19 protein-coding genes are annotated in these 21,501 nt (G+C 55.5%); 15 read left to right on the forward strand and 4 right to left on the reverse strand.

The window, feature by feature from the left end; all coding sequences use genetic code 11:
• Positions 1 to 67 precede the first annotated feature (67 nt).
• From Q0O07_RS06950 to yghX, 3 genes are read left to right on the forward strand one after another with little or no spacing between them, the layout of a single operon-like run.
• Positions 68 to 1,204 (forward strand): sensor histidine kinase, encoded by a 1,137-nt coding sequence (locus tag Q0O07_RS06950; protein ID WP_295491949.1) that lies wholly within the window; start codon positions 68 to 70, stop codon positions 1,202 to 1,204.
• The gene (locus Q0O07_RS06955) at positions 1,201 to 2,001 is read left to right on the forward strand and encodes a LytTR family DNA-binding domain-containing protein (RefSeq protein WP_295491951.1); all 801 of its coding nucleotides are present in this window, start codon (positions 1,201 to 1,203) and stop codon (positions 1,999 to 2,001) included. The genes Q0O07_RS06950 and Q0O07_RS06955 overlap by 4 nt, the downstream gene beginning before the upstream one ends.
• 10 nt (positions 2,002 to 2,011) lie before the next feature.
• On the forward strand, positions 2,012 to 2,917 hold the full coding sequence (gene yghX / locus Q0O07_RS06960; RefSeq protein WP_295491954.1) for a YghX family hydrolase: 906 nt from the start codon (positions 2,012 to 2,014) through the stop codon (positions 2,915 to 2,917).
• Here the strand turns inward: yghX and tadA are convergent.
• A complete protein-coding gene (gene tadA / locus Q0O07_RS06965) occupies positions 2,914 to 3,369 on the reverse strand; it encodes a tRNA adenosine(34) deaminase TadA (RefSeq protein WP_295491956.1) in 456 nt (151 codons plus the stop codon). The genes yghX and tadA overlap by 4 nt on opposite strands.
• Before the next feature lie 130 nt (positions 3,370 to 3,499).
• On the opposite strand from tadA, the gene rpmB reads away from it, so the two are divergent.
• The gene (gene rpmB / locus Q0O07_RS06970; RefSeq protein ID WP_295491958.1) at positions 3,500 to 3,790 is read left to right on the forward strand and encodes a 50S ribosomal protein L28; all 291 of its coding nucleotides are present in this window, start codon (positions 3,500 to 3,502) and stop codon (positions 3,788 to 3,790) included.
• Between the two features lie 38 nt (positions 3,791 to 3,828).
• Here rpmB and Q0O07_RS06975 read toward each other — a convergent pair whose 3' ends face one another.
• Positions 3,829 to 4,017: a hypothetical protein gene (locus tag Q0O07_RS06975; RefSeq protein WP_295491960.1), complete on the reverse strand. Its 189-nt coding sequence runs from the start codon at positions 4,015 to 4,017 to the stop codon at positions 3,829 to 3,831.
• 224 nt (positions 4,018 to 4,241) lie between these two features.
• Between Q0O07_RS06975 and Q0O07_RS06980 the strand changes: the two genes are divergently transcribed.
• The 4 genes from Q0O07_RS06980 (at position 4,242) to Q0O07_RS06995 (ending at position 9,276) form a co-directional block, all read left to right on the forward strand.
• The gene (locus tag Q0O07_RS06980; RefSeq protein WP_295491962.1) at positions 4,242 to 4,619 is read left to right on the forward strand and encodes a glycine zipper 2TM domain-containing protein; all 378 of its coding nucleotides are present in this window, start codon (positions 4,242 to 4,244) and stop codon (positions 4,617 to 4,619) included.
• Between the two features lie 120 nt (positions 4,620 to 4,739).
• Complete coding sequence (locus tag Q0O07_RS06985) at positions 4,740 to 7,709, forward strand: L-glutamate gamma-semialdehyde dehydrogenase (protein ID WP_295491963.1); 2,970 nt, start codon at positions 4,740 to 4,742, stop codon at positions 7,707 to 7,709.
• 48 nt (positions 7,710 to 7,757) lie between these two features.
• Positions 7,758 to 7,940, forward strand: coding sequence for a hypothetical protein (locus tag Q0O07_RS06990; protein ID WP_295491965.1), 183 nt, complete (start codon positions 7,758 to 7,760; stop codon positions 7,938 to 7,940).
• Positions 7,941 to 7,953: 13 nt separating this feature from the next.
• On the forward strand, positions 7,954 to 9,276 hold the full coding sequence (locus Q0O07_RS06995; RefSeq protein WP_295491967.1) for a sorbosone dehydrogenase family protein: 1,323 nt from the start codon (positions 7,954 to 7,956) through the stop codon (positions 9,274 to 9,276).
• Here Q0O07_RS06995 and Q0O07_RS07000 read toward each other — a convergent pair.
• Both Q0O07_RS07000 and Q0O07_RS07005 read right to left on the reverse strand, forming a co-directional pair.
• Positions 9,273 to 10,088, reverse strand: coding sequence for a DUF815 domain-containing protein (locus tag Q0O07_RS07000; RefSeq protein WP_295491969.1), 816 nt, complete (start codon positions 10,086 to 10,088; stop codon positions 9,273 to 9,275). The two genes, Q0O07_RS06995 and Q0O07_RS07000, sit on opposite strands and share 4 nt — an antisense overlap.
• Positions 10,085 to 11,821 carry an acyl-CoA dehydrogenase gene (locus Q0O07_RS07005; RefSeq protein WP_295491971.1) on the reverse strand — a complete coding sequence of 579 codons (1,737 nt, stop codon included), beginning with the start codon at positions 11,819 to 11,821 and terminating at the stop codon, positions 10,085 to 10,087. Before Q0O07_RS07005 ends, Q0O07_RS07000 begins: the two co-directional genes overlap by 4 nt.
• A gap of 50 nt (positions 11,822 to 11,871) precedes the next feature.
• Between Q0O07_RS07005 and Q0O07_RS07010 the strand changes: the two genes are divergently transcribed.
• The 7 genes from Q0O07_RS07010 to Q0O07_RS07040 all read left to right on the forward strand — a co-directional run bounded on the left by Q0O07_RS07010 (position 11,872) and on the right by Q0O07_RS07040 (position 21,472).
• On the forward strand, positions 11,872 to 12,831 hold the full coding sequence (locus Q0O07_RS07010; RefSeq protein ID WP_295491972.1) for an L-threonylcarbamoyladenylate synthase: 960 nt from the start codon (positions 11,872 to 11,874) through the stop codon (positions 12,829 to 12,831).
• Positions 12,832 to 12,972: 141 nt separating this feature from the next.
• Positions 12,973 to 14,028 carry an efflux RND transporter periplasmic adaptor subunit gene (locus tag Q0O07_RS07015; RefSeq protein WP_295491974.1) on the forward strand — a complete coding sequence of 352 codons (1,056 nt, stop codon included), beginning with the start codon at positions 12,973 to 12,975 and terminating at the stop codon, positions 14,026 to 14,028.
• A gap of 3 nt (positions 14,029 to 14,031) precedes the next feature.
• Complete coding sequence (locus tag Q0O07_RS07020; protein WP_295491976.1) at positions 14,032 to 17,100, forward strand: efflux RND transporter permease subunit; 3,069 nt, start codon at positions 14,032 to 14,034, stop codon at positions 17,098 to 17,100.
• 4 nt (positions 17,101 to 17,104) lie between these two features.
• The gene (msrA, locus tag Q0O07_RS07025) at positions 17,105 to 17,644 is read left to right on the forward strand and encodes a peptide-methionine (S)-S-oxide reductase MsrA (RefSeq protein WP_295491978.1); all 540 of its coding nucleotides are present in this window, start codon (positions 17,105 to 17,107) and stop codon (positions 17,642 to 17,644) included.
• A gap of 309 nt (positions 17,645 to 17,953) precedes the next feature.
• On the forward strand, positions 17,954 to 18,823 hold the full coding sequence (galU, locus tag Q0O07_RS07030) for a UTP--glucose-1-phosphate uridylyltransferase GalU (RefSeq protein WP_295491980.1): 870 nt from the start codon (positions 17,954 to 17,956) through the stop codon (positions 18,821 to 18,823).
• Positions 18,824 to 18,884: 61 nt separating this feature from the next.
• Complete coding sequence (locus tag Q0O07_RS07035) at positions 18,885 to 19,172, forward strand: hypothetical protein (RefSeq protein WP_295491982.1); 288 nt, start codon at positions 18,885 to 18,887, stop codon at positions 19,170 to 19,172.
• Between the two features lie 185 nt (positions 19,173 to 19,357).
• Positions 19,358 to 21,472, forward strand: coding sequence for a TonB-dependent receptor (locus tag Q0O07_RS07040; protein ID WP_295491984.1), 2,115 nt, complete (start codon positions 19,358 to 19,360; stop codon positions 21,470 to 21,472).
• Positions 21,473 to 21,501 lie beyond the last annotated feature (29 nt).

The raw sequence follows: 21,501 nt of genomic DNA on the forward strand, positions 1-21,501 counted from the left end.
TGTTTAACAGCGTTGGCCGACGAAACAAGGGCTTCATGCGCGCGCGAAATGCGGCTAGACCGATTATATGGCGGTATTAGAGCTTACAGATAAACCTTTCTTCGCGGACAAGAACCGCGCTTTTTGGAACTTGCACTCGGCCGGCTGGGCAGGCGCGGTCATTCTGCGCGCTGCGTCGGGTATTGCGCAGGGGCAGCCCGTCAGCTTCTTGGTGCCAATCCTGATTTCTGCGGTGACAGGCTATTCGATCACGCTGCTTCTCTCGGTGATATACCGATTTTTGATTGGCCAGCGGCCGTTTATCACATGGAGCCTGACCTTCGTGTCGGTCTCACTCGCGACGCTTGGCTATGCCTATTTGGACGTTTGGGTGCTTCAAACCATTCGTGATGGGGTCGATGAAACGCCCTTTGCGCAATTGTGGCTGGCGGCGATTTACATCAACTCGGTGCTGCTGGCGGCTTGGTCCGCTCTATATTACGCCATCAATTATTTCGTGCGCGCGGAAGAGCAAGCCGACCAGATGATGCGGCTGGAGGCGCAGGCGACCAGCGCGCAGCTGACGATGCTGCGTTATCAGCTTAACCCCCATTTCCTGTTCAATACATTGAATAGCATATCGACCCTGGTGCTGTTGAAACAGACGGACCAAGCCAATGCGATGCTGTCGCGGTTGTCTTCCTTCCTGCGCTTCACCCTCATCAACGAAGCGGCTGCGAAAGTACCGCTGACTCAGGAAATTGAGACGTTAAAATTATATCTCGATATTGAAAAAATGCGGTTTGAAGAACGCTTGCGGACATATTTCATCATCGAGCCTGCGGTAGAAAATGCATTGGTTCCGTCGCTGTTGCTGCAGCCACTTGTGGAAAATGCCATCAAATATGCCGTCACGCCCAAGGAAGAGGGCGCTGATATTTCTGTGACCGCTCAACTCGTCGGCCAAAGGGTGCGGATCACCGTTTCGGACACGGGCCCGGGCTTGCAGCCGGGGCAACAAGACCACAGCCTGTCCACAGGCGTCGGTATGGCGAACACGCGTGAGCGTTTGTTGCAGGCCTATGGCGAGAACCAACGCTTTGAACATTATGTAAAAGCTGGCGGAGGGTTTGAGGTTTTGTTGGAACTCCCGTATCAAAGCAGGATTACAGCAGGGGAAGACAATCAAGCGGGGGCGCAACGGCAAGGAAAGATATCCGCATGAGCATTCGTACAATATTGGTCGACGATGAAAAGCTGGCCATTCAGGGTCTCGAATTACGGCTTCAACCTTTTGAGGATATCGAAATTGTGGCCACCTGCCACAATGGTCGCGAGGCCATTCGCAAGATCAAGACGTTAAAACCCGACTTGGTTTTCCTCGATATTCAAATGCCCGGATTTGACGGCTTTTCGGTTGTGCAAGGGGTGATGGACATCGACCCACCCTTGTTCGTATTTGTGACCGCATATTCCGAACATGCCATTAAGGCGTTTGAGGCGCAGGCCATTGATTATCTGATGAAACCGGTGGAACCCGAACGGCTGGCCGATACTATGGACCGTGTGCGCGGTAGGCTGTCCGACAAGCGGACATCGGAAGAGCTTGACCGCTTGCGCACTGTTATCAACGAAGTTGCGCCAGATGCGGCGGACAATTTGGGGTCATTGGATGACGATCTGGCATCCACCCGCTTTGAAAAGCTGATCAATATCAAAGATCGCGGCCAAATTTTCCGCGTCGATGTCGCAAGCATTGAACGCATTGATGCGGCGGGTGATTATATGTGCATTTATACCGCCGATAATTCCTTGATCTTGCGAGAGACCATGAAGGATTTGGAAAAGCGGCTCGACCCGCGCACCTTCCAACGTGTGCACCGTTCCACGATCGTCAATTTGGATCAGGTCCGCCAAGTGAAGCCGCATACCAATGGCGAATGCTTTTTGGTGCTGGAATCAGGCGCGCAAGTGAAGGTCAGCCGGTCGTATCGTGACGTCGTCGCCCGTTTCGTCCATTAAGGAATTAGGCATGACGCCAGCCAATACGCCAACCCGCATGAAGGCTAGCGACTTTCATCCTTATATCCTCGAAATCTTTGATGGCTATGTCCATGGCAAGATGACCAAGCGGGAATTCATGCGTGAGGCGGGCAAATTTGCGGCGGCGGGTGTTACGGGCCTAATGATACTTAATCAGCTAAAGCCCGATTACGCGCTGGCGCAGCAGGTAAAGGTGGATGACCCCGCGATCATCACCACACGCGTAACGGTGCCCAGCCCCGATGGCCATGGCAGCATCAATGGCTTGCTGGCCAAGCCCGCAAAGGCAAAGGGCAAATTGCCGACGGTGCTGGTGATCCACGAAAATCGGGGGCTTAACCCCTATATCGAAGACGTCGTGCGGCGTTTGGCCAAGGCGGGCTATATGGCGCTTGGCCCCGATGGCCTGTCCTCGGTTGGCGGCTATCCCGGCAATGACGAAACGGGCCGCGCGCTGCAGGCGAAGCTGAATCCGGCAAAGTTGCTGGAGGATTTTTTTGCCAGTTTTGAATATCTGCGGGATCATCCCGAAAGCACGGGCAAGGTGGGCGCTGTTGGGTTTTGCTATGGCGGCGGCGTGTGCAATGCGCTGGCGGTGGCCTATCCCGAAATGGCGGCATCCGTCCCATATTATGGTCGCCAGCCGCGGGTGGAAGACGTGCCAGCCATTAAAGCGCCGTTGCTTGTCCATTATGCGGAGGTGGATGAACGGATCAACGCTGGTTGGTTGCCCTATCAGGCCGCGCTGATCGCAAACCAAAAACGTTTTGTGGTGCATTTCTACCCCGGAACGCAGCATGGTTTCCACAATGACAGCACGCCGCGTTTCGACACAAAGGCGGCAGAATTGTCTTGGGCACGCACGCTGACGTTTTTTGACGAAAATCTGCGTTAACGGCGGCTAGCGAAAAAATCCTTTAGGAGGGCCGCAGATTCCTCTGCGGCGATTCCGGCATATACCTCCGGCCTGTGGTGCAGGGTCGATTGTTCAAACAAGCGCGGACCGTGCGCCACAGCGCCGCCCTTGGCATCATCCGCGCCATAATAGAGCCGCGCGATACGGGCATGGGCAATCGCGCCTGCACACATCGCGCAGGGCTCCAGCGTCACCCACAGGTCGCATCCGGTGAGGCGGTCATTGCCAAGATAGGCTGCTGCCTCTCGAATGGCGATGATTTCGGCATGGGCGGTAGGGTCATGGCTTTCCATCGGTCGGTTGGCACCGCGCCCGATAATGACGCCGTCCTTGACGATGATTGCGCCAACGGGCACTTCACCTTGCACAGCCGCAGCGCGGGCAAGATTGAGCGCTTCATGCATCATTTCGCGGGCTTTGGTCAGGGACATGTTGTTTTGGTAGCGCAGATTCCCGCTTTTGACCACACATCGGCTTGACCTTTTCGGCGTGGAAGGTTAGGGGCAGCGACTTTCGCGGGTCAGTGATTCCGCATACACTCATTTATACAGGATATATATCATGGCGCGCATTTGCGAACTCACCGGTAAAGGCCGTTTGGTCGGTAACAATGTGAGCCACGCCAACAACAAGACGAAGCGTACATTCCTGCCAAATCTGCAGAATGTTACATTGTTGTCGGACGCACTTGAGCAAGGCTACAAGTTCCGCGTGTCGACCCACGGTCTGCGTTCGGTTGAGCATGTTGGCGGTCTCGACAATTGGTTGTTGAAGACTTCGGATGAAAAGCTTTCGACCAATGCGCGCAAAGTGAAAAAAGAAATCGCCAAGAAGCACAAAGCTGCGGCGTAAGGCCAAGGGCTGCTGACGCGGCCTTTTGCGAAAACGAATCATAAGCCGGGGGCAGTATATGCCTCCGGCTTTTTGCTGTCGCCATCGCTGGTCACGGCGATCCCTTCCATATTGTCGACGCGCAATGGGGGCGCAAGCGACGCGATGACAGTGGACGAAGCCACGCGAATGGCGCTGATGCTTTTGGGATTGAGCAGAGATAGCTTGGCGATAAATCGGGCGGACACCGCCAATGGCCAGCACCGCTAACGCACAGGCAAACGCAAGACGTTTGACCTTTGCCGTCATGACAGGTCCAGCCGTTCATTATTTTGCCCCAAAAGATGAACGAACGATAACAATCGCATTCAGCTTCGGTGCAATAGCGCGTGTCCATAAGGCAATAGTTGGCAAAACAAATCGCCTATTTCCCCGTGCGGGCCCGCCTTGAAAAAACAAAGGAGTATCGAAAATGACACATTTGAAGAAAAGCATCGGTGCGCTGGTTCTTGCAGCGACGGCTGTAACCGGATTTTCCGTAACGCCAGCAATGGCGCGCGAACGTTATCATGATGTTTATTACAGCCAAGATGATCGTCAGGGCAGCTATGACCGCCGTGAATATCGCCGTGGAGACCGTTATGACCGTAACAATAATTATCGCAACAATGCACGTTGCGACAAGGGCACGGGTGGCACGATCATCGGGGGGCTTGCAGGTGGCCTGCTGGGTAACGAAGTCGCGCGTCGCGGCAACAAGACCGAAGCGAGTATTATCGGCGCAGCGGTCGGTGCCTTGGCGGGGCGCGCCATCGACAAGTCGGACAATAACTGCCGCCGCTATCGCTAAAAGTTTTAGAAATTCCGTCTGGCGGCGTTCCTGATCCTAGGGCCAGTCTTCTGCTGAAGGCTGGCTTTTTCGTTACAAGTGAAACTTGTCTGCTTTGTTTTTATCCTGCAAAGCGCGGCTATGAACGCATCACTCGATTCCACGCGCTTGTCCATCCGGTCCTTTCATCGCACGTCAGAACCTGAAGTGCTGGCGCCATTGGTGGTCGCTGCCACGGTCGATGGGACGATTCGGGGGCATATCGTGCGCAGTGCGCGCGGCCTGCTGGACGATTTGCGCAAGGTGCAGGCCGATGGCTGGGTCAATTCCTTTTTGCAGCAATACCGCCTTGGCACAGAAGAGGGCACGGCGCTCTTGTCGCTGGCCGAGGCCTTTTTACGCGTGCCCGACCCGCAGACGGCGGACCTGCTGATTGCGGACAAGCTGACAGACGCCGATTGGAGTGATCATAAGGGGCAATCGTCCAGCATGCTGGTCAACAGTGCCACATGGGGTTTAGTGCTGGGTAAGGCCGTGTTGGGCGACAGTACAAGCACATTGAAGCGCCTGATTGCAAAGGCGGGCGAACCTTTTGTGCGTCAGGCCGTCGGCGCAGCGATGCGGCTGATGGGGCAGGTGTTTGTCATGGGCCGCGACATTGACGAAGCGATGGCGCGGATGGAGTCCAAGGACAATCGCGGTTTTACCGCCAGCTTCGACATGCTTGGCGAAGCAGCGCGGACCAAAGCGGATGCCGAACGTTATTTCCAATCCTATGCCGCCGCCATTGCCGCCGTTGGCCGCAACCCCGCACGCGGCCATAGCGTTTCGGTCAAATTATCCGCGCTCCACCCGCGCTACGAAACCGCGCAAAGCGCAACATGCGTGCCGGAACTTGCAGAGATGGTGCGCGAACTGGCGCGTTCTGCATCGTCGCTGGGTGTCCAACTGACGGTTGATGCCGAAGAGGCGGCGCGGCTGGAGATGAGCCTCGACATCATTACGCAGGTCGCGCGCGATCGAGCTTTGTCCGGCTGGGATGGGCTTGGCATGGCGGTGCAAGCTTATTCGAAGCGCGCCCGTCCCGTGCTCGCTTGGGCCGACGCCTTGGGCCGCGACACGGGGCGCATCTTACAAGTGCGCTTGGTGAAAGGCGCTTATTGGGACAGCGAGATTAAACATGCGCAGGAACGCGGCCTGAGCGACTTTCCATTATTCACCCGAAAGGCCGCGACGGATGTGTCCTATCTTGCCTGCGCCAAGGATATGCTCGCCGCGCGCAATATCCGTCCGGCATTCGCGACGCATAACGCCTTGACCGTCGCGACTATCCTTCAATGGACGAGCGCGCAGCGCAATTTCGAATTTCAGCGGCTCCACGGCATGGGGGAGGGGTTGTTTGACCGCCTCGTGCGGGAGGACGGCTATAATTGCCGCATTTATGCGCCGGTCGGCGGACATCGCGACTTGCTGGCTTATCTTGTCCGCCGCTTGTTGGAAAATGGCGCGAACAGCAGTTTCGTCCACCAATTGGCGGATCAATCGATTAGCGAAGACGAATTATTGGCGGATCCGGTGGTAAAAATCATGGCCGTTGGCGGCGCGCGCCATCCCGCAATTGCCGCGCCTGCCGACCTTTTTCAGCCGGAGCGCGCAAACAGCAACGGCCTAGATTTAGATGACGCGGTTATATTGCAAGAAACCGCTGCCCAAATGGCAATGCCCGTAAATTTGAACGGTGACTTAAGTGTAAGTCCGACAGAGGCTGTGACATCTGCGCTTGCGGCTTATCCGCAATGGTCGGGCACACCCGTCGCCGCCCGCGCCGACTGCCTAGATCGTCTGGCAGATTTATTGGAGGAAAACCGCAGCCAGCTCATGGCCATTGCGGTGCAAGAGGCCCGCAAAACAATACCCGATGCGCTTTCCGAAGTCCGCGAGGCGATTGATTTCTGCCGATATTACGCCGCGCGCGCGCGCACCGACTTGGTCCCGGTTGAATTGCCCGGACCAACGGGTGAACGCAATGTCCTGCGCCATGAAGGGCGCGGCGTGTGGATCGCCATTGCCCCGTGGAATTTCCCTCTGGCGATTTTCTTAGGGCAAGTCGCTGCCGCCTTGGTTGCCGGCAATACGGTGGTGGCCAAACCAGCGCCGCAAACGCCCGCCATCGGCAGGTTCGCGGTGGCACTGGCCCATGCCGCTGGCGTGCCGAAGGGCGCGTTGCAGATTGTGACAGGGGCAGGCGATGTCGGCGCGGCGCTGACGGCGGATATACGCATAGCGGGCGTGGTGTTTACCGGCTCCGTTCCGACCGCAAAGGCGATTGCGCGCAATTTGCTCGCCGATGATGACCGGCCCTTGGTGCCTTTGATCGCCGAAACAGGCGGCTTGAACGCGATGATTGTCGATTCGACGGCTTTGTCCGAACAAGTTGTGCGCGATGTCATCGTATCGGGCTTCCAATCGGCTGGCCAACGCTGCTCGGCGCTGCGGCTGTTGCTGCTGCAAGAAGACATTGCCGAACATACGCTCGAAATGCTGCGCGGGGCGATGGATACGCTCAATATGGGCGATCCTGCGGACCCGGCCACGGATATTGGGCCAGTGATTGATCAGGCGGCATATGATTCCTTGATGGCCTATCGTGCCAGCGGGAAAGACCGGATCATCCATGAAATAGCCGTTCCCGCCAGCGGCCTGTTCGTGCCGCCGACGGTTATCCGATTGGACGATATCGATGAATTGAAACGGGAATTTTTCGGCCCATTGGTGCATGTGGCAACGTGGAAAGCGGGATCGCTGGAGGCGACGATTGCGAAGATAAACGCCAAGGGCTTTGGCCTGACCATGGGGCTACACAGCCGTATTGCAGGCAGCAGCATATTGATCGAACAATTGGCGCGCGTCGGTAACCTATATATCAACCGATCCATGATTGGCGCGGTCGTTGGCAGCCAGCCTTTTGGCGGCGAAGGCCTGTCCGGCACGGGGCCCAAGGCAGGCGGGCCTCATTATCTTTATCGCTTCTGCGCGGAACGCACGACAAGCACGGATACGACAAGCGCGGGCGGCAATGCCTCGTTGCTGTCATTGGATGATGGAAGTTAGATAAACTTGCGCTTGCTTGCGCATCGTTGTTGGTGGCAAAGGGGCGGCATGTCCGAAACACAAAACAATCAGCCCCGCTTTGCCGGCGGCATCTTCATCGCCTTTGGCCTATTAATCGGGGCCATAATTGGCGTCGCTATGGACCAAGCCTCTGCCGGGACAGTCATCGGCATGGCCATCGGTAGCATTATCGCAGTGCTGATTTGGATCATGGATCGCAAGCGTCGTTAAGGGAGCGAGTAATATGTGGAAGCATGTGCGCAATATCGTTTTGATCGTCATCGTTCTGGCGATTGCTGGCATTTGGTACATTACCCGGCCTGACGTTGCCCAACTTCCGCTGGATGCCGTGACTGGCCCTTCGCCCGAAATTACCGCGCCACGCCCGCAGACTTTCCCGACTATCGCTGTTGCAGAGGTTGACCGCTGGCAAGCTGGCGAGGCACCCGTTGCTGCGCCGGGCCTTATCGTTGAACGCTTTGCCGAAGGTCTCGACCATCCCCGCAATATATATGCTTTGCCCAATGGCGATATTTTAGTCGCCGAGACAAACTCGCCACCGCGCGAAACTGGTGGCGTTGAAGGCTTTGTGATGAAATGGCTGATGGGCAAGGCGGGTGCCGGTGTCCCTTCTGCCAACCGCATCATTTTGTTGCGGGACGCCGATGGCGATGGCAAGGCCGAATTGAAAACGCCGTTCCTCACGGGGCTGAATTCTCCGTTCGGCATGGTCCTGATTGGCGAGAAGCTGTATGTTGCCAACACCGATGGCTTGGTCGTTTTCCCATATACATTGGGCGATACGAAAATTACGGCCAAGGGTAAGGAGCTGACAAAGTTCAACGCCATGGGCCCCAATAACCATTGGACGCGCAACCTTGCCGCATCACCCGATGGCAAGAAAATCTACATCGCGGTGGGATCGAACAGCAATATTGGCGAAAATGGCATGGAGACCGAAAACGGTCGTGCCATGGTGTTGGAATATGACATCGCGAAGGACAAGAAAATTCCCTACGCAATTGGCATGCGTAACCCCGTTGGTCTGGATTGGGACCCATCGGGTCGGTTGTGGAGCGTGGTAAATGAACGCGACATGCTGGGCTCCGACATGGTGCCTGATTATTTGGCGCTTGTGGAATTTGGCGCGGATTATGGTTGGCCGCAACATTATTGGGGCGGATTTACCGACGCCCGCGTGTCGCCGCCAAAGCCCGCAAAGCGCGAATATGAACGCCGCCCCGATTACGCCCTTGGCGCACATACCGCGCCGCTTGGGTTGGCCTTTGGTTATAATGCGAAGCTGGGTGCTGGCCTGACCGAAGGGGCGTTTGTGGCCCGCCATGGTTCGTGGAACCGCAAGCCTGTGTCGGGCTATGATGTGATCTTTGTTCTCTTTGCCAAGGGCGAACCCTCGGGCAAGCCCATCAATGTCCTCACAGGCTTTTTGGACAAGGATGGCAATGCGCAAGGTCGCCCGACGATGCTGGCGATGGCAAAGGATGGATCCTTGTTGGTCAGCGATGACGTTGGCAACATTATCTGGCGCGTGCGGGCGAAGAACTAAATTTTTCGGCCTGCGCGGCCTGCGATATCCACGGTATAATGCCACGCAATCCGGCCTGAACGACCGCCGCGTCCTTGGGCAAAAGCCAGCGCGTCGGCTTCATCCCAGTCCAGATCAAAATGGGCGGCGTAGCTGCTGACCATGTGCAGATACGCGTCCTGATCAGGATATTGAAAGCCCAGTTTCATCCCAAATCGGTCGGCCAAGGCCAGGCTGTCGTCCATGGAGTCGCGTGCATTCATGGCGTCCGCCTGTTCCTTGCTGTCGCGTTCAACAATATTTCGGCGGTTAGATGTCACGCATAGCCGGACGTTGTTCGGACGCGCTTCCACGCCGCCCTCCAGCAATGACCGCAATAGGCGCGCATTTTGGTCGTGCGGTTCGAACGAGATATCGTCGACAAACAACAAATAGCGCCGACCCGACGCGCCCAATTCTTCAAACAAGGCTGGCAGGCTCGTCAAATGACTGGAAGACGCTTCGACCAAAGCGATGAAAAAGCCATCTTCTTGCAGCGCCGCCACCACAGATTTCACCAAGGCGGATTTGCCCATGCCGCGTGCGCCCCACAGCAAAACATCATGCGCCGCCGCGCCAGCCGCATGTCGCCGGCAATTTTCATATAAATCCGACTTTTGCCGGTCGACCCCGACGATCAAGTCAATGGGCAGTGGTTTAAAACCCTGCACTGCTGCCAAATTCGAGCCGTTCCAATGATAGGCCGGAGAGGACGACAGGTCCGTTGGCGGCGCTGGCGGGGGTGACAGCCGCTCCAGCGCTTCGGCAATGCGTTTAAGCGTTTGCTCGTTCAAGCCGCCAGTTCCTCCGCGTCCAATGCGTAAAGCAATTCTGCACCAGATATCGCGGTGCCTTTGAACGCCAAAGCCTCAGGCACCATGACGTCGAGATAATAACGACAGGCCGCAACCTTGCTGCGCAAAAATGCGCTGGTGTTGCCATCGGTGATTTCGGCCTGTGCGGCGCGATATTGCTTCAACATCAGCCAGCCCGACGTGACGACCGCCATCATATTGGTATACGCATAGCTGCCCGCCAAACGGTCATCGACCTCTGCGCCGAGCATATATTCGGTGACTTCCGCAGTCGCCGCAGCGAGCGCCGACAGGCCGGAATGCCCAGCCGCATCGGCCGATATCGCGGAAAGATGGTTGCGAATGACGTCGCCGCCCTGCATCGCCAGCTTGCGGCCAACCAAGTCCGCCGCCTGAATACCATTGGTGCCTTCGTAAATTGCCGCGATCCGGATATCGCGATAATATTGCGCTGCGCCTGTATCCTCGACAAAGCCCATGCCGCCATGCACCTGAATGCCCAAAGAGGCGATTTCGCTGCCCATGTCCGTGCCATAAGTTTTGGCCAGCGGTGTAAGCAGGTCCACCATTTCCTGCGCGCCAGCCTTACCCAGCGTGGCGCGATCAACATAGCCGGAGGCGAGATACAATAAAGCGCGGATTGCCTGCGTCCCCGCCTTCATCCGCATCAACATACGGCGCACATCGGGATGTTCGACAATCGCCACCGATTCGCGCGATGGTCCGCTGGCCTTTGCCGATTGCACCCGCTCGCGGGCAAACCAGACCGCCTTTTGCGTGGCGGCCTCGGCAATTTGTACACCCTGCAGGCCGACATTCAGGCGGGCGTTATTCATCATCGTAAACATCGCGCGCATGCCGCCAAATTCGGGACCAATGAGCTCGCCGACGCAATCACCTTCTTCGCCAAAGGCCAAGACGCATGTGGGCGAGGCGTTAATACCCATTTTATGTTCGATGGATACGACCTTGATATCATTGGCGTTGGCGATGCTGCCGTCGGCATGGACTTGATATTTGGGCACCAGAAACAAGGAAATACCTTTTGTTCCAGCGGGGCCATCGGGCGTGCGGGCGAGAACCAAATGGACGATATTCTCCGCCATGTCATGGTCGCCAAAACTGATGTAAATCTTCGTGCCCTTGATCTGGTACGTGCCATCGCCGCGCGGGGTCGCGGTCGACTTCAGCGCGCCGACGTCGGAACCTGCCTGCGGTTCGGTCAGGTTCATCGTGCCGGAATATTCCCCTGTCGAAAGCTTGGGCAGAAACAAATTTTTCTGCCGGTCGGTGCCATGATGGTTGATCGCCTCAATCGCGCCGACCGAGAGGATCGGGCACAAGGCAAAGGCCATGTTGGCGCCGCCAAGCGAATCGAGCGCGACTGTCGCTAGCGAGAAAGGCAGACCCTGACCGCCAAATTCGGCAGGCGCGTTGATCGCGCCCCAGCCATTGGCAACATAAGATTTATACGCCGCGACAAAACCGTCGGGCATCACCACTTTGCCATCGATTAACCGCGCGCCAACGGTGTCGCCAATGCGGTTCAGTGGGGCAAATTCACCCTCGGCAAAGGCACCAATGCCTTCGACTATGGCCTGCACCATATCCGGCGTGGCATCGGCAAAACGCGCATGTTGCGCCAATGCGTCGATGCCGACGATATGCTTGAGGACAAAATTTTGTTCTGCGACGGGTGCTGAAAACGCCATATTGAATAAAATTCCTGTTAAATCGGATCTGCATCCGCCTATAGCCGCTTATGATGTTTGGCTCAAATACCTTGGGGAATGGCTGGGTTGTACCGGCTGACGACGCTGCAATTACCGCTGCGGCGCAGCTTCTTCGTGCCGGACAGATTGTAGCGATTCCCACTGAGACGGTTTACGGCCTTGCGGCAGACGCGCAAAATGCAGAGGCGGTGGCGCATATTTATGCGGCAAAGGGGCGTCCCGATTTTAACCCCCTTATCGTGCATGTTCGTGATCGGAAAGCCGCAGAAAAGCTGGGTGTGTTTAACGCTACTGCGCAGGCACTCGCAGAGGCGTTTTGGCCGGGGCCGTTGACGTTGGTTGTGCCTTTGCAACCCGATGCCCCCGTCGCCCGCGCCGTAACCGCAGGGCTGCTTACTATCGCCATTCGCTGCCCCGCCCATCCCGTGATGCAGGCATTGCTCCTGAAAAGCGATTTAAGCCTCGCTGCGCCCTCCGCAAACCGAAGCGGCGCAATCAGCCCGACGCGGGCGGATCATGTCTTAAAAGGGCTTGGTGGGGCTGTACCGATGATCTTGGACGGGGGTCCATGTTCGGCAGGGTTGGAATCAACGATCGTGGCCGTGCGCGATGATGGTTGGCAGCTGTTAAGACCGGGGCCGGTCAGCGCCATGGAAATTGAACAGACGCTTGGATATCCGCCTTTGTCTTTGCCCATGAACTCGATTGAGGCGCCGGGTCAAATGGCTAGCCATTATGCGCCGTCAAAACCTGTCCGCTTGAACGTCACGGCGCCCGTGCCTGATGAATATCTCATTGGTTTTGGCGCAATTGCCGGCGACGAAAACCTGTCAGCCACTGGCGATTTGGCGCAGGCCGCCGCGAATTTATTTGAGGCGCTGCACAATGCGGATGGTAGTTCGGCCATTGCTATCGCGGTCGCGCCGATCCCGCATGAGGGCATAGGCATTGCGATTAACGACAGGTTATCACGGGCCGCCGTTCGGTGATGACATTGTTGTGATTCATTCTCTGCCATTTCGCTTGCTAAATTTCGGCAAGCTATAAAATAAGTTGCATATTAAAACGCTATTTCATCCTAAAGAATATTTGACTATCAGATGCGTTGAGGCGGCGCAGAGGAGGGCCATTTGTCAGTATCTTCAAAATTTTTGACAGGGCTATTGCTGCTGATTTCACTTGCTGGCTGCGGCGATAGCGCGAGCGAAAGCAAAGTTGCCCCTAAGGCTACCTTTCCCGTCGAGATATTCACCGTAGGAAATCAGAGCGCAGAGCGAGAGATCAACGCCGTTGGCACGGTCCGTTATCGCCGCGAAACGCCTTTGGGTTTTACAACCGCAGGCAAGGTCGCAATTGTCCGTTTTGAAGAGGGCGATTTTGTAAAGCGCGGCGCGTTGCTGGCTGCGCTCGATACGACAAATGTAGGCGCCGACATGAGCGTTGCGACGGCAGAGCGTGATCGCGTCCGGGCAGAGTTTGACCGTGTCCGCGCGCTTTACGCCGATGGTTGGATAACCAAAGCGCGGTTTGAGGCGACTGAGGCAATGTTAAAGAGCGCGGAGGCGCGCGTGCGGCAGGCCGGATTTGCCAGCAATACGGCGCAGCTTTATGCGCCATCCAGCGGCGTTGTGCTGATGCGCAATGTGCAGGCTGGGCAAGTCATCGCCGCCGGAACGCCAGCTTTTATGTTGGGTGAGGCTGATGATGGCTTTGTCTTCCGCGTTCCCATCGTCGATCGTGACGCGTCGAAACTGCGTGTTGGCATGGCGGCCGATATCTCGATTGAATCCGCAGGTGATTCACCGCTGACGGCAATGATATCGGAGATTGACGGTCGCGCAAACGCGGCCACAGGCGCTTTTTCCGTTCAATTTCGGTTGCCCAATCGGCCAACATTGCGGTCGGGGCAAATAGGGACAGCAACCATAAAGCTGCCAGCGTCGGATATTGGTGCACAGTTACAAATTCCGGCAAGCGCTTTGTTTGGTGTCCGCACGGGCGAAGGCCTGGTTTATGTGGTGGATGCCAAGAACCGCGTTGAAACGCGCAATGTCCTTATACAAAGGATATCTGATGATTTTGTGAATGTATCGGGCGGGATAAGGCCAGGCGACAGGATCGTGACGTCTGGTAAGGAAAAACTGCGCACTGGCTCTGCCGTGCGTGTCGTTAAGGGACTGCGCTAGTCCATGCATATCGCGGAGTTCGCAATTCGTAGATGGCAGCTGACACTGGTGCTGTTCACGCTGCTCTGCGCGTTGGGCTTTTCTGCATTTCAGCAAGTTCCCCGCTCTGTTGACCCGCATTTTTCTATGCCTGTCGTGTCCATTGTGGCATCGCAACCCGGGGCCGATGCGGCAGAGATTGAGCAAACCATTACCAAGCCGATTGAGGAATTGGTTCAGGGTTTGGAGGATGTCCAAAGTGTCGTATCGTCCAGCAGCGACGGTAATGCGGTCATTCGGGCGGAGTTTGACTGGTCTGGCAATCCGGACCAATATTTCAACGATGCAGTGCGTGAAGTCACAGCGATCCGGAACCAACTACCTGCGGACCTTCAGGGCCTGCAATTCGAAAAAGTCCGCACGACAAATGCGTCAATCCTCCAAATTGCGCTGCTGAGCGATACTGCAAGCTGGTACCGGATGGAGAAATACGCCCGCGATGTCAGCGAGGCCTTAGGGCGGGATAAAGAGGTCCGTCAGGCAGAAATTTACGGCCTGCCCCAACCGGAAATCAGCGTGGCGATTAATTCGGGTAGGCTTGCCGAGTTGCGGTTGCCAGCAAGCGTTGTGGTCGATGCGATCCGCGTTGGCGGTGCGGATGTGCCCGCGGGCGCCGTCATTAGCGGCGCACGCAGATTCAATTTGGAGACAGGCGGCGCATTTCGGGATCTCGAAAAAATTCGCAATCTTCCGATCCGGTCGAACGACGGGTCGATAATCCGTGTCGGAGATGTCGCCGACGTGAATATAAGCGCCGCAGAACAGCGCGTGAAAGTTAGCCATAATGGCAAGCGCGCCGTCTTCATTACCGCCAATCAAAAACAGGGTACCGATGCCACGAAGTTACGCAATCGGTTGGTCGAAGAGCTTGCAAGACAACAGGCATTGTTGCCGCCCGATATACAGGCCGTCATCCAGTTTGACCAAAGCAAGGATATCAGGAAACGCCTGAACGAACTCGCCCGCGACTTTGCAATCGCCTTGTTTCTGGTGCTGATCACTTTGCTGCCCTTGGGCTGGCGGGCGTCAGTCATCGTGATGATATCGATTCCGCTGTCGATTGCATCGGGGCTGCTGGCGATATCGGCTTATGGCTTTAACCTTAGCCAGTTCGTGGTTGCCGGCTTCATTCTGACGTTGGGATTATTGGTCGATGATTCGATTGTCGTGGTCGAAAACATCGCCCGGCACCTGCGTATGGGGAAAAGCCGGAACGATGCGGCGATTGACGGTACCAAAGAGATTACGATGGCGGTTTTGGGGTCGACCGGCGTGTTGGTCTTCGCCTTTTTGCCCTTGTTCTTTTTGCCTGAAGGGGCGGGCAAATTTACCCAGAGCTTCATCGCCACCATCGTTGCAACGATTACGGCATCAATGATTGTTTCGCTCACGATTGTACCGTTTCTGGCGAGCCGAATCCTGAAAGGCGACGAGCCGGAGGAAGGCAGCCCGCTGCTGCAATGGCTGATGCGCAAAATTGATCGTTTTTACCACCCGATGCTCCATTGGGCGCTGGACCGGCCGCGCCGCTCTGTATGGGGTGCATTAATTGGCACCTGTGCCGCATTTCTTTTGGTGCCAATGCTTGGCTTCAGCCTGTTTCCAAACGCCGATACATCTTACTTCCGCGTCACAATAGAGGCAGAGCAGGGTGCGAGCGTCGCGGAAACGGGCCGCATTGTCGCACAAGTATCTACCGTTTTGAAAACCGAACCCGCCATTAAAGTCCGCGCAGAAAATGTCGGCGCATATAATCCGCCCGTTTTCTACAATTCGTTTCAGCGCGGCGAAAACCCGACCCGCGGCGAGGTGATTGCAATCATGGATGCGTGGGAAGGCACAAAGTCCCAAGCGATGGTTGACAGGCTGCGCAAGAAATTGGACCAGATATCAGGCGCGCGGATCAAGCTGATGTTGTTTCAGAACGGCCCGCCCATCAACGCCCCTGTCGAGTTTCGCGTCTACGGTCCGGATCAGGACGAGTTAAAACGCCTCGCGGGGCAAATGGAACAAGTCTTGCGCGAAACCCCTGGCACCAGAGACACCAACAACCCTGTTGCGTTCGATAAGGTCGATTTGGACATCCGCGTGGACGATGCCAAAGCCGCGTTGCTCGATGTGCCTGCGGGTGCCGCGCGGCGGGCGATACGGCTTGCGCTCAGTGGCGAGCGGGCGGGCACCTATCGCGACACCGAAGGGGACAGCTACCCCGTTGTGGTCCGCTTGCCGCTTGCAGGGACACAGCCGGTTTCTGCCTTGGAATCGATTTATGTTTCGAACCGTAGCGGACAGGCGGTGCAATTGGCGCAGATTTCAAACCCGACACTGGAATCAACCCCCGCCGCCATTTATCGATATAATCTGCAACGTTATGTTGGCGTCACGGCCCAGATTAATGAAGGCGTCGTTGTCTCCAAGGTCAATGCTGACGCGCTGAAAAAGATGGATCAGATTCCGCTCAAGCCCGGCTACTCCATCGCCGTTGGCGGTGAAGCGGAAAAAATCAACGATACCTTCGCTGGCTTTGGCCCTGTCGTGATCGTCGCATTATTCAGCATTTTTGCGATATTAGTTGCCGAATTTGGCCGCTTTAAAGAGGCGTTGGTCGTCGCCGGTGTTATTCCTTTGGGCACCTTTGGCGGGCTTATCGCTTTAGTCTTGACTGGCAACAACCTGTCCTTCCTTGCGATTATTGGATTTATTGCTTTGGTCGGGATCGAGATTAAAAACTCCATATTGTTGGTCGACTTCACCACGCAGTTGCGGCAACGCGGATATGGCTTGCGCGAAGCGATTGAAAAGGCCGGTGAAGTGCGGTTTCTTCCGGTGCTGCTGACGTCGGTGACAGCTATTGGCGGCCTGATGCCGCTCGCCTTGTTTGGCGGCAGCCTGTATTCGCCGTTGGCAATCGTGTTAATCGGGGGGTTGATTTCCTCAACTTTGCTATCACGTATTGTCACGCCGGCGATGTATCTGCTGGTGGTGCGCGGGGATGCAGCAAAGACCGCAGATCCCGTCCAAGTTCAAGGATAGATCCATGCCCCAAGAAGAAGCTATTTTTGCCGGAGGTTGTTTCTGGTGCACCGAGGCCGTCTTTGGCCAATTGAACGGCGTTAGCGGCGTCGTGAGCGGCTATATTGGTGGCCATACGGTAGATCCCACTTACAAAGAGGTGTGCGGCGGAAATACGGGCCATGCCGAGGCAATCCGCATCGCATTTGATGCGGATGTCATAAGCTATGCCGATTTGCTTGAAATATTCTTTGCAACGCATGAGCCGACACAACTTAATCGGCAGGGCAATGACATTGGCACCCAATATCGTTCGGCAATTTTTCCCTTGTCCGACGAACAGCGTGCCGAGGCCGAAGCGGGCATAAAAAAGGCCGCAGGCGATTGGCCGGCACCCATTGTGACAACAATTGAAGGTCTCGCCACCTGGTATCCAGCCGAAGATTATCACCAAGAATATTGGGGCGGTGAAGGACAGCGTAACCCATATTGCCTCGCCGTCATTCCGCCAAAATTGGCAAAGTTGAAAAAGGGATTTGCCGCACGGATTGCCAACTCTGCTTAGGGTCAGGACCTATTAAATATACCTTCGCGGTTTGAGGCCATTTTGTTCAGTGCAAGGCGGTAAGCGCCGGGCTTAGTGGTTCTAAGTCCAAGCTTGCCAACGTAGCAATGGACAGTATGGGTCAAATCCGAAGGACGCCAAAATGGCTTCGATCTAAAAGCAAAATGCCCTTGCAGGCAGAATAACTGCCTGCGGCGGACATTTTCCTCCGATATCTTTGCCATTTTGACGCCGCGAAGGTGCATTTAAGTGGTCCTGACCCTAGGTCCTGACCCTAGACTTTATGGTTTCGCGCGTTAATTAGATATCATGACACATAAACCTGTTCGAAAAGCTGTTTTTCCCGTCGCTGGATTGGGCACACGTTTCTTGCCCGCGACAAAAGCCATTCCCAAAGAAATGCTACCGATTGTCGACAGTCCGCTGATTCAATATGCGGTGGATGAAGCCCGCGAGGCCGGCATAGAGCAGATGATTTTTGTCACGGGTCGCGGCAAAAGCGTCATTGAGGATCATTTCGACATCGCGTTTGAACTTGAGCATACCATGACTGCACGCGGTAAAGATGTGTCGGTTTTGGCTAAAACGCGGCTTAGTCCCGGTAATTGTGTCTATGTTCGGCAGCAAGAGCCCCTGGGCCTTGGCCACGCCATTTGGTGCGCGCGAGATATCATTGGGGATGAGCCTTTTGCCATCTTCCTGCCCGACGAGTTTATGCACGGATCGCCGGGATGTATGAAGCAGATGGTCGATGCGTATCACCAGATTGGCGGGAACGTTATCAGCGTGCTTGAAGTGCCGCGTAATGCTGTTTCCAGCTATGGTGTGATTGCACCGGGCGCGGGGAATGGCGTGGTGACCGAAGTATTGGGCTTAGTTGAAAAGCCAAAGGTTGAGGATGCGCCGTCGAACTTGATCGTGTCTGGACGTTACATCCTTCAGCCGGAAGTTATGCGTATACTTGAAGGGCAGGAAAAAGGCGCTGGCGGTGAAATACAGCTTACCGATGCGATGGCACAGATGATTGGTCAGCAACCCTTTAATGCAGTGACATTTAACGGCAACCGGTATGATTGCGGGTCAAAAGTGGGATATATCGAGGCAAATTTAGCCCTAGCGCTGCAGCGCCCGGATATGGCAGAGCAAATACGCGCGATTGCATTAAATTTGCTGAAGTAAATTGTTTCTGGGAGGATATATTGTGGGACGGAATGTAAGGTTGGTGTTGGCGATAGCGCCCATGATTTTGTTGCAAGGATGCGTCGCGTCCATGGTCTCAGGCGCTGTCAAAGATGTTGTCACAGCACCAGGAAAGATCGTATCTAAAACCGCCGACGTACTCACCACCAGCCAGTCCGAGTCCGATGAAAAACGTGGACGTGACATGCGTAAGAGTGAAGAAAATGTTGGAAAACTGTCCCGGCAGCTGAAAAAAGTCCAAGAACGCTGCGCCGATGGCGACAGAGATGCCTGCAAAAAAGCGAGAGACATTCGTGACCAGATAGAGGACGAACGGGGCGGCGGGTAACAACGCCATTTTTCCGCTAACATATTAGAAACATCGACATAGGGCTGAAGCGTCATCCGTTTTGCGGCTTGTCGTCCCAATAGCCCGTTGGTCGAAGACGGCTGGCGCAGCATCATCCCGCACTGCTACCTTGTGTTCAGACCATAATAGACAGGAAAATCGTGGGTCTTGCGGGAGGTTTTTTCATGTTTGGTTTGAACATTCGGCGGGCGTTGCTGGCCACAGCAGCGGCTTTCCTGTGTATGCCCGGCGTTGCGCATGCAGATGTTGATAACACCAACGCCGATATGTCCGAGACACCAACGGGTAGCCGGAAATTCGACCCTGATTTTTTTACGGCTTATGCGCCCGTGACTGCGCTCGATATGGTGAAACGGATTCCCGGCTTTTCGATCAACGCGGGTGAAGATCGTCGCGGTTTCGGTGAAAATGCCGGCAATGTCCTGGTGGACGGTGATCGTCCCTCAACCAAATCTGATGACATTTTCACGATCCTATCACGGATACCCGCGAGCCAAGTCGAATCTATATTGCTTTCGGAGCAAGCGGGCGCAGACACCGAGACGCAAGGGCAGGGCCAAGTGGTCAACATCGTCCGCAAACGCACCGCAAAGGTCAACGGAACATATGAAGCCACCATCTTGGCGGGAACGCGTTATGGGTTCCAGCCATCACTTAATACATCGGCGACGATCCGCCGCGGTGACACCAGCTATGAATTAAATTTTTCGTCTTATTCGGAACGGGTTTACGGTTTTGGTCCCGAGGACTTTAAGACTGCATCCGGAGGACTTGTGGAGCGGCGATCCTATACCGGGAAAGGCGGCCATGACGAAGCTGCACTCGGGGGTGCTATTAAAACCAGATTTGGGGGGGCGAAACTCAACATCAATGGACAAGTGCGCTGGGATGACAAGTTTGACATTCGCAATGCCGAATATTCCAATGCAGCGCGGATCCGCACGGGCGAAGAATTTTTGAGGCGCGACGGGCCGACTGGCGACCTGAGTTACGAATTGGGCGCCGATATCGAATTTTCCGCGTTGCCGAAAACCAATACCAAGATTGTTGGACTATACCGCAACGGGCGCGAAAGCAGATTCAGTGATATTGAAACCGCCCGTATTGCGCAGCCAGTGTCGCTGTTCGAAACACGAAGCCGAAACGAGCCCATGGAAGCCGTTGTGCGCATGCAGAATGATTTGGTTGGCTTGGGTAGGCACGCTGTCCAATTCGGCGCTGAGATCGCTTATAATCGCTTAGACGCACAGTTTAGTGTGGCTAACTCGGTAGCAGGCGCCGTCACGAATTTCCCAGCATCAAATGTGTTGGTCGCAGAAACGCGGTTTGAACCCTTCTTCAGCGATGTATGGACGGTTGGGCCAGCGTGGAAGATTGAAGCTGGCGCAATCGCCGAATTTTCAAAGCTGACGCTGTCCGGTGACAGCACCGCGGCGCGTAGCTTCTTTTTTATCAAGCCACGCGCAATCGCCACTTGGACGATCAACCCGCAGACCACGGTAGAATTGCGAGCCGAACGTCAAGTGGCGCAATTAGACTTCAACGAATTCGCAACATCGGTGGACGTAACCGTCGGCAATCAGGTGGATGCGGGTAATGCCGATCTGGTACCAGAGAAGACCACGACATTATCGGCGCTGATCCGGCATAAATTTCTGGACCGTGGCAGTGTTCAGTTTCGTGGCGACTATCAGCTTGTCAGCGATACGCAGGATCTGGTGCCGATTACTGTTCGGGACGCGGACGGCAATATTACGTCCCAATTTGATGGCACCGGCAATATTGGCAAAAGCACAAAGTGGAATGGCGAGTTAGAAATCACGCTGCCGCTGGATTGGCTGACTAAGCCGATCGGCTTTACGGGTGTCGAAGTCCGCCATGTTAGCCATTATCATGGCAGCCGCGTCACAGACCCCGTGACGGGCTTTAACCGACGCGTATCACACCGGCCATTGTGGCATCAGCAATGGGATATCCGCTATGATATGGCCGATTTAGGACTCGTCTTTGGAACGTCGATCGGCATTCAGGACGCTAATTTTGATTATTTCTTCAACGAAAAGCGTCGACAGCAAGCGGGCACCCGGACCATGATTTTCATAGAATATAGCAAGTTTAGATTGGGAACGATCCGCTTTCAAGTCACCGATATGGGAGGGTTTCGACGTGACCGCTTCATCTATGCAGGGACACGGGCATCGGGCAGCCTTGGACAGATTGTGAACCGTGACCACAGCCTGGACCCGTTGTTGCAATTGTCGCTGTCGGGTAAATTCTAGGTCTTTAGACCCAGATTTTTGGCGGCAAA

It is taken from the genome of Sphingorhabdus sp. EL138, assembly GCF_945890115.1.
In the GTDB taxonomy this organism is placed as follows: domain Bacteria; phylum Pseudomonadota; class Alphaproteobacteria; order Sphingomonadales; family Sphingomonadaceae; genus Sphingorhabdus_B.